This window comes from Pseudomonas sp. P7758, assembly GCF_013386485.1.
Lineage (GTDB): Bacteria > Pseudomonadota > Gammaproteobacteria > Pseudomonadales > Pseudomonadaceae > Aquipseudomonas.
Genome location: NZ_JACARS010000074.1, coordinates 1 through 11,478, shown reverse-complemented (window position 1 = coordinate 11,478; position 11,478 = coordinate 1). Strand labels below are relative to the sequence as shown.

The 11,478-nt window shown below is 62.9% G+C and carries 8 protein-coding genes; all 8 read right to left on the bottom strand.

Going from position 1 to position 11,478, the window contains the following annotated elements:
• Positions 1-12: 12 nt before the first annotated feature.
• A complete protein-coding gene (locus HX873_RS16770) occupies positions 13-1,734 on the bottom strand; it encodes a ShlB/FhaC/HecB family hemolysin secretion/activation protein (RefSeq protein ID WP_177122931.1) in 1,722 nt (573 codons plus the stop codon).
• Positions 1,735-2,055: 321 nt separating this feature from the next.
• Complete coding sequence (gene pgaD / locus HX873_RS16765; RefSeq protein ID WP_177081701.1) at positions 2,056-2,538, bottom strand: poly-beta-1,6-N-acetyl-D-glucosamine biosynthesis protein PgaD; 483 nt, start codon at positions 2,536-2,538, stop codon at positions 2,056-2,058.
• On the bottom strand, positions 2,535-3,881 hold the full coding sequence (gene pgaC, locus HX873_RS16760) for a poly-beta-1,6-N-acetyl-D-glucosamine synthase (RefSeq protein WP_003218180.1): 1,347 nt from the start codon (positions 3,879-3,881) through the stop codon (positions 2,535-2,537). Before pgaC ends, pgaD begins: the two co-directional genes overlap by 4 nt.
• A gap of 3 nt (positions 3,882-3,884) precedes the next feature.
• Positions 3,885-5,882, bottom strand: coding sequence for a poly-beta-1,6-N-acetyl-D-glucosamine N-deacetylase PgaB (pgaB, locus tag HX873_RS16755; protein WP_177081702.1), 1,998 nt, complete (start codon positions 5,880-5,882; stop codon positions 3,885-3,887).
• A gap of 12 nt (positions 5,883-5,894) precedes the next feature.
• A complete protein-coding gene (pgaA, locus tag HX873_RS16750) occupies positions 5,895-8,348 on the bottom strand; it encodes a poly-beta-1,6 N-acetyl-D-glucosamine export porin PgaA (RefSeq protein WP_177022636.1) in 2,454 nt (817 codons plus the stop codon).
• A 181-nt stretch (positions 8,349-8,529) separates the two neighbouring features.
• Positions 8,530-10,026: a YdgA family protein gene (locus HX873_RS16745; RefSeq protein ID WP_087693604.1), complete on the bottom strand. Its 1,497-nt coding sequence runs from the start codon at positions 10,024-10,026 to the stop codon at positions 8,530-8,532.
• 266 nt (positions 10,027-10,292) lie between these two features.
• Positions 10,293-10,925, bottom strand: a complete 633-nt coding sequence (locus HX873_RS16740; protein ID WP_003218188.1) for a hypothetical protein — start codon at positions 10,923-10,925, stop codon at positions 10,293-10,295.
• 81 nt (positions 10,926-11,006) lie between these two features.
• Positions 11,007-11,478, bottom strand: a 472-nt coding sequence (locus HX873_RS16735) for a TolC family protein (protein WP_177122930.1), incomplete at its 5' end; no start/stop codon positions are given.

The window sequence follows — 11,478 nt, the reverse complement described above, 5'->3', positions numbered from 1 at the left end:
CGGGGCGTTGAATTACAGGAAGAAATCCATGCGGAAGTAGATCGGCGCTTCGCGCTCGCTCATCACTGCCGGGCGTTCCAGGGAATGGGCAAAGGTCACGCTGGTGCTGACGTATTTGCCACGGGCGAACAACTCCAACGAGTTGCTCGAGACCCGGCCGTGCACGTTGTCGTTGTAGCGGCCATTGCTGATCACACCCTGGTCGTAGCCGACGCTGGCGCCGTATTCGGCAAAGGCCGGGCGCATCCAGTCCCAGGTCACCGGGCGCGCCCAGCGCACGTCGTTGCGCCAGTAGCCGCCGCTGTCGCCGGTGAGCTGCTGGTCTTTGAAACCGCGCACCGAGGCCGAGCCGCCGAGGCTCATGCGCTGGGGGCTGAACAGAATGTCTTCACTGCGTTGGCCGGTGGCCAGGCTGGAGAAACTGAACGACTCACCCCATAGCGTGAATGGCTGCAAGTAGCTGACGGTGGCGGTGTATTTGCGGTAGCGCGCGTTGGGCAGGCGATTGCCGTACTGATCGCGCTCGTTTTCAGCTTGGGCATCGAAGGCGCCGATACCGTTCTGCATGCCCAGGTCGAGGTTGACGAAGGCATTGCCGATGCGGCGACCGTGGTTGATGCCCAGTTGCAGTTCACTGAGGCGGTTGCTGCTGGGCTCGGTGCGCACGTCGAGGATGTAGTTGTTGGTGCGCAGGTGCGACAGGCCGACGTTCACCGAGGTCTTGCTCACGTCGTCACGATGGATCACGCGCTCGGCGCGCAGTTGGTGGTTTTCGTTGTCGCCGTTCTGCTTGAATTTAAAGTCGTTGGTTACGCCAAAGGTGCGGTAATCACTCTCGCTGTAGGTGTAGCTGAAGTTCCACCAGCCCCACGGCACGTTGTAGTAGAGCATGGTGTTTTTCGAGGTTTTCTGGTGGTCGCTGACGGCATCGTGGCCGCCGCGCAACACAAGCTGGTCGGCCAGGCCCAGGGGGCTGTCCCACTTAAGGCCGGCGCCCCACTGTTGTTCGCCGGTGCTTTTCTGCCCGTCGTTATTGCGCGACAGGCTGGCGCGCCAGGGCTTCTGCGGGACATTCCTGACCTGCACTTCACTGCCGCCCACCTGGCTGCCGGGGGTCAGTTCCATTTGCGCCTGCTTGGACGGCAAGCGATTCAACTGGTCCACCAACTGCTCGATTTCCCGCAGGTTGAGCTGCTCGCCGACCTTGCCGGGAAAGGCCATGGCCAGCTCGCGCGGGGACAGGTTGCTGCCGTCGGCGCCCTTCAAGCCTTCGAGCTTGCCTTCCACCACCAACACCTGGAGGTGGCCGGTGGAAAGGTCCTGCTGCGGCAAGTAAGCACGGCTGGTAACCATGCCTTTGTCGATGTAGTAGTCGGTGATCGACTTGAGCACTTGGTTGAGCTGGGAGACACCCAGGCACTGGCCGATATACGGCTTGAGCAGGCGCTCGCGGTCCGGTGCAGGCAGGCTGTCGGCCCCCTTGAGTTCGATGTCTTTGATCGGGAAGCAACGGGTGTCGGCCGGGGTGGCAGGCGCTTGGGGCTTGGCTTCTTTGCCGGGCAGTTCCTTGAGGTCTTCAAGGCGCCGGCGCTGTTCTTCCAGCAGACGGTTTTGCCGGTCGCGGATCAGGTCCTGGTCGCCAGGCGTAGGCGCCGCCACCGCACTATTGAGTGCGAAGCAAGTCAGCAGGCAAACGCCCAGCAGCAGCCGAGTCCGTGGCAATAATAAAGACATGTTCGATCCGTCGAAAAAGCGGGGGCCGGCAAACTAACATCGAACTTCCGGTGGGCCAAGATTCTGGCTTAGTGGGAAGTTATGTTTAACAGGCATATAAGTTGCTGATTATTAACAACAAATAAATCATGCAACGTTTAATTGCTTGCAATTGGAATTTTTATTCCGACAAGCGGTAACAGTTTTGATACACCTCCAATGGTGGCGCTTACAATTGCCATTACTTGGCCATCAATGCGGTATCAAGACTGGTTAGTAGCCAAAAGATGAGAAAAGTTCGCGGTTATTTTGTGAATTGGATCCCATTTTTCGATATCCCGGTTAACCAACCTCCTTGGTCCGCTCCTGCCCCGCTACCAACTTCAGCCCTGGCCGCTCCACATGCCGGGACACATGGGCTGTCACTTCCTGCACGCCCCCTTCGTGGTCGTTATGAATCACCAGCACACCCGGGCGGCGCAGTTGCTCCAGGTCACCTTCCCCCAGGCTGAAGCTGTCGCTCAAACGCTGGTCACTCAAGGCCTTGGCCGCCGAGCGCCGCTGGGCAAAGTGCTTGCCACGTCGCTGCTGGTAGCGTGCCCAACTGATCAGCACGACTGCGTTGAACACGGCAATCCACAGGTAGATCTGCAAGGTATCCAGCGCCGCGAAAATCGGCGCATCGATCCGCGGGCCGCCGTGGCTGTCGAGCATCGGCACCAGCCCGCGCACCAGCAGGATGATCAGCCCGGCCCAGGCCAGCAGGGTCAGGAATACGTCGATGGCCCACATCACCGGGCGCTGTTGGGTTCGGATCAGGTTCATGGCTGCACATCCGTAGTGGGGGCTTTGATTCCGCGATCCGGGCTGACCCAGCGCGCGCGTTTCTGGTGTTGGCGGAACAGCACTTTGGGGAAGCTGACCAGGGTGGTGAACAGGCTCACCAGCCAGAACACCAGCGGGTACCAGACGGTCCAGAACAGGGTTTTCCACAGGCCCTTTTCATAGCGCCGGTCGATCATGATGCTCACCGCGAACTGCACCAGGCACACCACCGCCAGCAGCAGGCCGGTGAAGGCCGGCGGCATCAGCGAGTCGACGGCGATGGCGGCGGGCAGCGTCACCACTTTGCCCACGGCCCAGAAAATCACCGAGAGCAAAAAGGTGAAGGCCCAACCGGTGGACAGGCAGTATTCGAACAGCAGCGGCCACAGGTAGCGATGGCGCCATTGCCAGATGCCACGAATATTTTTGAACAGCACTTCAGCGCCGCCCTGGGCCCAGCGCAGGCGTTGCTTCCACAGGCCGCCGAGGGTTTCCGGCATCAGGATCCAGCACAGCGCGCGGGGCTCGTAGAAGATGCTCCAGTGGTCCAGTTGCAGCTTCCAGCTCACGTCGATGTCTTCGGTGATCATGTCGGTGCTCCAGTAGTCGACCCGGTCCAGGGCCGCCCGCCGAAACGCCACCACCACGCCGGAGACGGTGAAGATCCGCCCGAAGACCCGCTGGGTGCGCTTGATCAAGCCGATGATCGAAGAGAACTCGCCCACCTGCACCCGGCCGATCAAGGTGGAGCGCGTGCGAATCCGCGGGTTGCCGGTGACGGCCCCCAGGCGCGGGTTGTCGAGCATCGGCGCCACCAGGTACGCCGCGGTGTTCGGCGAGAGCAACGCATCGCCGTCGATGCACACCAGGTATTCGCTGCGCGCTGCTACCGCGCCCATGCGCAAGGCCACAGCCTTGCCCTGGTTTTGCGCCAGGTGCAGCACCCGCAGGCGCGGCTCTTTCAGCGCCAGCGCATCGAGCACGGCGGCGGTGTTGTCGCTGGAGCCGTCGTTGATCGCGATCACTTCGATGTTACGGTATTGCTGGGCCAACGCGGCACCGATGGTCTCGGCGGCGTTGTCGCCTTCGTTGTAGCAAGGGATCAGGATCGAGATCAGCGGCTCACCGGCCAGCACCGGCGCCGGCGTGTCATCCGCCCACGGCCAATGGCGCTCCCAGTGCAGCCAGAAGTACAGGCCGCCAGCGATCCACAAGCCGGACATGAACAGCGGATAGAAGAAGACGAAGTCCATCAGGAACTGCCCGGTGACCAAAAAGATCAGCCCAAGGGGCACACCCAATACCAATGACAAGACGATAAGCGCGAGGATTCTGTCGAACATGAGTCAAGGATTCCACTGGTTGGAAAGGGCCGGACGCACGGTTTTCAGATCCGGCGAATTCTCCAGGAAGTTGTCGGGGTAGTAGCCAAAACTGGTCACGCCCTGACGCTTGAGCACGCCCATCCACTCGGCCATTTGTGCACCGTCCAGATCGGGGGCGGCCGAGGTGCGCCAGTCCTTGGCTTGCAACTCGAAGACTGTGCGTTGCAGCGCGCCGGGGCGGGCCTTGACGATGGCCACGAGCTTTTCCAGCCAGGCGTTGGAGCCCTTGAGGTCCTGGCCTTCCATCAGCGGCATGGCCATCGGCGCAGTCCAGTCGTAGCTGGTGAGGAAGTCGTCGAGGTTCTGCGCGAACCAGGCTTCGCTGCCCGGGTTGAGCATCGGTTCGGCGAAGATATTGCGTGCGGTCTGCACCTGCGGGCCGCGCAGCGTGCGGACCTTGGCGGTCAGCTCATGGGTGAAGTCGATCAGGTAGCGGCTCTTGAAACGCGTCCAGCGCTGCATCACCGCAGGGTCGGCGCGCAGGGCTTCGATGGTGTCCGGCAGGCCATTGGCGGCGTAGGCCTTGAGCGCCAGCGGGCTGGCGTCTTCGAAGTCCGACAGCACCGCGTCGTCGTGGAACAGCACGCCGTCGATGGCACTGGTGCGCGCCAGGTCTTCGTAGATCTCACCGATGACCTGCCGCACTTTCGGATCGAACGGCGACAGGCGCTGGTACTGGTCCGGGTCGATGGCGACCTTGCCGGTTTGCGGGTCCCAACGGGTGACGCGGGGCAGCTTCGAATCGAGGGCGAAACTGAGCACCGGCATCCAGGCAAATACGCTCACGTGGGCCCGGGTGCGCAGTTGCCAGGTGACGCGGTTGAACAGGTCGGCGCGCACCGGCAAATGGCGGTTGGGGAAGTACAGCGAACGCACCAGGCCATCGCCCTTGGGGTCGGCGAAAGCCTGCAGGAACACGGTGCTGGCACCCATGTCGACCACGCGCTGGATCAGTTTGTCGAGGTTGCGCACCTGCTGTTCCGGGTCCGGGTCGTAGACGTTGTCCAGGTCCACATGCAGCACCCGCAGCGGGGCTTCAGTCTGGGTCGCGACGATGGCGTTGGCGTAGTGTTCGCCGTCCGGGTCGGAGGCCACCAGGAAGCGCGGGCTGCTCATCAGGTTGCCGAGGCTGTCGAGACCGTCTTCCAGGGTCAGGGCCATCTGGTAACCCTGCTCGCCCACCACCGCCAGCGAGGTGCCATCGGCAGCGCCGTAAGGCCACACCCACACGCGCGGCGCCTTGCCGGTGACGGCGCGGATCTTGTTGGAGATCGCCGTCACGTCGGTGCGCATCCGCGCCTGGAACTGGGCTTCGGTTTCGTAGCGATGGGTCGCCGGGTCAAAGCGTCGGGTGGTGGCGGCCGGTTGCAGGTTGCCCTGTGGGTTGGCCAGCACGCCCTTGTGATTGGCGTCGGTGTGCGCGGCGATTTCCACCAGGCCGGACTGGGCGATTTCGCGCACCTGCTGCCAGGTCAGGAAGTCCGAACGCGGCCGAGGTGTACCGGCGAAGTCCACCGGCTGGTTCAGCGGCGTATCCACCCACGAACCCACCGGCGCCAGCAGCGCGTGCCAGTTGTAGCTGCGCAGGATCGGCATCACACGGGTGTAGAAGCTCGCGTAGCCGTCATCGAAGCTGAGCATGATCGCCTTCGCCGGCAACTCCGGGCCGCCGTTGCGGGCCGCCAAAATCTGGTCGACGGTGACGGGCTGGTAGCCGTTTTCCCGCAGCCACGCCAACTGCTCGATCAAACGTTCGGTGCGCACGGCCACGACAGCCTGATCGGGGTCGCGGTCCTCGATGTCGTGGTAGGCGATACCGAGGAAATGGTTCTTCGGCCACGCCGCTTCGCTGGCAGGCTTGAGCCGCTCGGCGGGTGGGGTGAAAGGTGCGGGTTGCTGGGCGCAAGCGCTGCTCAGCATTAACCCCAGGGCCAACAGGCAACGGGACAAGACGGGCATGATCGGACTCTTCTAGAAGCGGTAGGTGAGGTCGACGATCAGGCGTAGGTCGCTTTCGCGCTCACCGTCATAAGGTCGGCTGATCCAGCTGAGGTTGGCGCCGGTTTCGAGCACGTCGTTCCAGCGAAACCGCTGGCCGTAGCCCACCAGTGCAACGCCGCCGGTACCGTAGTCGCGCTGGCTGTAGGTGCCCGCCCCCACCTGGAACTGCTGGCTCCACTGGGTTTCGTAGCGGTGGTAGAGCACGTGGTTGACGGTGGCCGTGGGCAGCACGCTGAAGTCCGAGCGCGGGTTGAAGTACGGCGTGTCTTCCTTGGTGTTGCGGCTGGTGCCGACTTCCAGGCCCAGGTCGACTTGCACCCCCGGCGAGCTGTACACGCCCTGGCGACCGGTGAGCAGCGCTTCAAGGCGGTTGTTGCCGTCGCTGAAGTGGGACGGGCTCAGGGCCAGTTTCCATTCGCGGCTTTCGTTGGCGCGCCAGCGGATAAACCCGCTGCCGCCGTTGGCAGTAATGTCGGCATTCAGTGCCCGCAGCGGGGTGCTCGCGGAGAGGTAATCGAGACTGCCGCCGTACTGCCATTGGTCATTGATGTCGCGGGCAATCGCGATGCGTGCGCCCTGCTTGTCGCCAAAGCCGTAGGAGTGGTTGGAGACCTCGGCTTCGAGGGTCATGTCGCGGGTGCGCCGCTCTACACCGAGGCGCTGCCAACGGTGTTGGCCGGTGCCCTCTTCGAAATCGGCGGTGGCGTAGCCGGCCCCGCCAAACACGCGCCAGTCTTCATCGATGGGCGGGCTGTAGAGCAAGGTTTCGATGCCGAAATCGCGGCTGCCGGACACCGCGCCCGCGCCGTTATCGCCGCCGCCGTTGCTTTTGCCGGTGTAGGCCTCGACGCGCAATTCGGCCATGTCGTGCACATCCCGCAGGCGGCTGAGGCGCTGTACCTGGCGGTTGTCCGGGGCGCGGTCGACCACGTCATCGGTGAGTGCATCGAGCTGACGCCATTCCTGCAGATCGAGGGCAGTGTGGCCTTGGGAAACCTCCAGGCCGATGTCGCGCGGGGCCTGGGCTTCGGTTTCCTTGAGGGTGTTTTCGGCGCGCCGTGGCCAGTCGCGGGCACGGTACATATCGGCCTGGGCCAGGCGCAGGCCGATATTGCCCGGGGCCTGTTGCACCAGGGCTTCCAGGCCTTTTTCGCTGGCGGGCAGGTCGGCGCCATAGGTGCCGGCCTGGGCGGCCAATTGTTGGGCGTCCATCCAGGCGTCGTTGGGGTTGCCGATGGGCAAGCCCTTGAGCTCGACCCGGGGTTTCTGGGTGCTCGCCAGGTTGTCGGCGACTTCGCGAGCTTCCACCACTTGATCGTTTTCGAGCAGGGCGTAGAACAGCGCGGTGCTGTCTTCGACGTGATCGCCGGCGTCCGCATCGCTTGCCGCCAGGGCCTGGCGATACAGCGGCGCGGCCTTTTCCGGCTGGCGCTGGTCGAGGTAGGCGGCAGCGACCCAGCGCAGGGCGTAGGTCGGCAGTTGCACGCCTTCGCCCTTCAGCACTTCGTAGTCGCGGATCACCTCGGCGGTGCGCGCCCGGGCTTTCAGCGCGCCCAGACGGTCGATGCGCCAGCGCACCACGTCGTCATGGGCGTTGGCATCCGGTGTCCAGGTGGTGAGCAGTTGGTCGTAATCCTTGAGGGCACGGTCGGCGATGACGTAGCGCTCTTTTTCACTGCGGGTCGCGAACTCGGCCATGCGCACGCGCTCGGCGGCCAGGTCGCCTTCGAGGCGGCGTTGGGTGACCGGGTCCAACAGGCCAGGGCGCCGGGCAGCGAGGCGCAGGGCCGGTTCCGGCAGGCGCGCACGTTGCAGGGCGACGATGTATTCGCGGGCGACTTCAGGTTTGTTGCCGGCACGCATGAACGCCTGGTCGAATTCGAACAGCGCGTCATAGGTAGAACCGGCACGGGTCAGTGCGTAACCCAGGGCCATGCGGCGGTCGGCGTCGTCGGGCTTGGCGGCCACCAGGGCGCGGGTGCGCTGCACCGCTTCAGCGGTCTGGCCGGCGTCCGCCTGGGTCAGGGCCAGGCCGAGTTGCAGGTCCGGGTTATTCGGCTCGCGCAGCAACGCCTGGCGATACACGGCAATCGCCGGTTCCCAACGCTGCTGGTTGCGATAGGTGCGGGCGACGGTGGCCAGCGCCTGGGTGGTGAGGGTGCGTGAGCGGCCCTGGGCCTCGTAGACCGTCAGCACCTCGGCGTCCTGGCGCGCCCAGCTGGCAATCAACAGGTGATCGCTGACCTGCCCCGGCGTCTGGCGCTCGGCGGGCATTTGGCGCAACAGGTTGAGGGCCGGACCATAGTTGCCACTGCGGGCCTGGTTGATCAGCGAATCATAGGCCGCATCGGCCGATGCCACGACGGGCCAGAGCAGTTGGCTGCACAGGGCCAGGCGGATAAACGGATGAATATTACGCGACATGTCGTCAGCTTCCTCACCAGGGAAAGCTGTAGCGATAAGTTCACCTGCACGACACTCCAGGCGGCCGGCATCTGATGACGCGGCCAAGCTTTCCCGGGGCGCAATATCCTTGAGGGGGGTACAAAAAAGGCCAATTCAGAACAATTGTTCAGAATTGGCCTACATCATTTTGAGCCGAGTCTTATTGAGCGCCGCTGACCGCGCCGAACTTGCCCAGCACAAAACCAATGAATTGCTCGACGGTCATTTTCTGGCCGTTGAAGGTCACTTCATTGTTGGCGTAGTGCAGCTTGGACACGATATCGGTACCCACCAGGGTCGCCAGTTGAGTACCCACGGCCATGCCGCTGATCATCTCGCTGGCCATCTGGGATTGCTGCTCGATGGCTTTCGGGTCGGTCACACCACCGATCTGCGCCTGCAGGCCGGCAACGTCCTGGATCATCGGCTTGGACAGGGTCAGGTTGGCGTCCAGCAGCGCAACGATTTGCTTGCCCAGTTCAACCGGCGGCAGGTCCATGCTCGACGGCTTGGCGAAGTCCGCCACCAGGTTGAAGCGGCTCTCGCCATTGGTGGTTTTCAGCGACAGGTTTTCTACCGCCACTTGCGGCTTGGCAGCCAGCAGTTGGTCGACGTTGGCCTGGGCCAGGGTCTGCTCGGCTTCGGTCAGTTGCAACTCAGGCACGGGCTGGCCAGCAGCGGCAGCGGCCTGGGCCGGCTGTACTTTCTCCTGGTAGAGCTTGGTCAGTACCAGCATCGACGGGATGTCGACGTTCTTCATGCTGACGGCCATGGCCGCCGAACCCACTGGCTTGCCCTGGTAACCGATCTCGTCGATCTTGTAGTCGACGCGGCCGGCCAGGTTGTTGTCCTTGGTTTCGCTGCTGTCTTTCTGCTCAAAGTTCTTGAGAGTCAGCACTGCTTGCTGCGGGCCGAAGGTGACCTTGGTGTTGGTCAGCTCGACGGTGTTTTGCCCGGTGTAGAAACCGAAGGTGGTTTTTTCCAGGTTGCTGGCGATGGTCAGGCCGCTCAGCTCCGCATCCAGCTTGGCGTTGTTGGCATCGACAACCGAGACCTTGAGGCTGTCCATGTAGCCGCTGGCCTTGACCTTCTTGCCTTCGGCGGTGGAGTCGAAGTCGAGGTTGGCGCCGGAGAAGCTCACGGCCGACTTGTCGTCCTTGAGTTCCAGGGGCAGCAGTTCAACGTTGCCGGTCACCGAGCGGTCATAGCCGATGTTGGCCACGCCTTTGAGGGGCGACACGTCCTTGCTGGCAGCGAACCATTTTTCGGTGGTGGGGTTTTTCTCGAGTTCGTAGTGACTGGTGGCCATGACCGGCAGCCACTTCAGCGACACCAGGCGCGAGAACGGCAGCGGGCCGTGTTCGATATGGTCGACGAACAGCAGTTCGGTGTCCTGATGATTTTCGCCGAACACCGCGCCCTGGGCCTTGAGGCGATAGTGGGCGGTGCTGCTGAACAGCTGACGGTCGAGGGAGACCAGTTCGAGGGTCACAGTGCCGTCGACACCGGCCATGGAGGTCTGCAGTTCCTTGTTGGCGTCCTGGATGGCGGTTTGCAGCACCGGCTCCAGTTGCTTGCCGGTGTACCAGGCACCGCCTGCGCTGATTGCACCAATGGCGACGACGATACCCAAGAGAACGACTGCTGGCTTATTCATGTAGTGACCTGATCAAATCCTGTGAAGTGGGCTGTCTTCCCTGAACCCCGAAGGGTGTCGGCTCAAGCCCGCCGAAATCCGGGGAAGATTAGCATTGGCTGGCGTATGCAGCCCAATTTTTCAATAGGCGCAGACTTCAGCGCTGAACGGTAAAGTGCCTTCGCGAGCAAGCCCGCTCCCACATTCGAGTGAGTTCCATCTTTGGAATGCAGTCGAGTGTGGGAGCGGGCTTGCTCGCGAAGGCGTCAGTACAGACACCACAGATTTCAGGAATACTCGGTTTCGATCTCATCGAGTTGATGGTCAAAGCTCTTCAGCCGTGCCGTCCACGTATACACCAGCACCTCAAACTCACGGTGAATCACCGCATTGCCCGGCGTATCCGACTTGGGATCATAAAAATCCAGCTGGTAACGCTCCCGCGCCATCGCAGTGGCCACATCGGATAATTCCCGGGCGTTATTCAGCCAATGCCGTCCGTCGGCGACTTGCCGATCAAGCATCACGCATTGTTTTTTCAGGGCTTCGAGGCTTTTTTCCAGCGGTGTGCCGGTCAGTTCGCCCATGACTTCCTGGAAGGTGCGCCCCGGCTGCCAGTAGCTGCCCCAGAAGTAGCGGTCGAACACCGTCTCGACCCGGCGCAGGGCAACCTTGGTATCCCAGATCGCCACGCGGGTCTTGCCTTGTTCGAGCAGTCTTCGCTTGATTCGCTGGCCCTGGTAGGAGGCCCAGGCCACCACGCCGATGGACAGCACCGCGATCAGCGCGCTGGCGCTGTCGAGGAACACCATGGCCTTGTCGATTTGATGGGCCAGCATGATGCCGTAGAAGTAAGTCGCCGATAGCAACACCAGTGCGAAGAACACGCACCAGAAAGCGGGAGCATAAGGGTTTTTCATTATTGGAATCCCCATGAGCAAACGCGAGCAGTGACCAGCGGACCATCACGTAAGTCCGCCTGTCAAAGCATAGCAATCAGCTCAGGGTTTGCTGGCTTGTGTGGCTTGCGTTCGTCCACTTTCCCAGCCGCCGCCCAGGGCCAGGAACAAATCGATCTGGCTCATGGCAACCTGGGTGTTCGCCGCGGCCAGTTGCGCCCGCACGTCGGTGTAGGTGCGGGTGGCTTGCAGGTCGGCCAGGAACGACGCGCGGCCGGCCTGGAAGAACCGGTGCGTCTGCTCCGCCGCCTCTTTGGCCGACGCGCCGGCATCCGCCAGGGCATCGCGGCGTTGCAGTTGCGCGGTGTATTGCGCCAGGCCCGTCTGGGTTTCACGGATAGCGTTGAGCACCACCCCGTCGAAGTGCGCCAGGGCGCCCTGGGTCGCGGCTTCGGCTTCGTGGATGCGGGCGCGGGCGCCGTTGGTCGGCAGCGTCCAGCTGATCAGCGGGCCAAAGCCCCAACGGTTGGTGGCCGGGGTGCCGAGGTCATCCAGGATGCCGACGGTACCCACG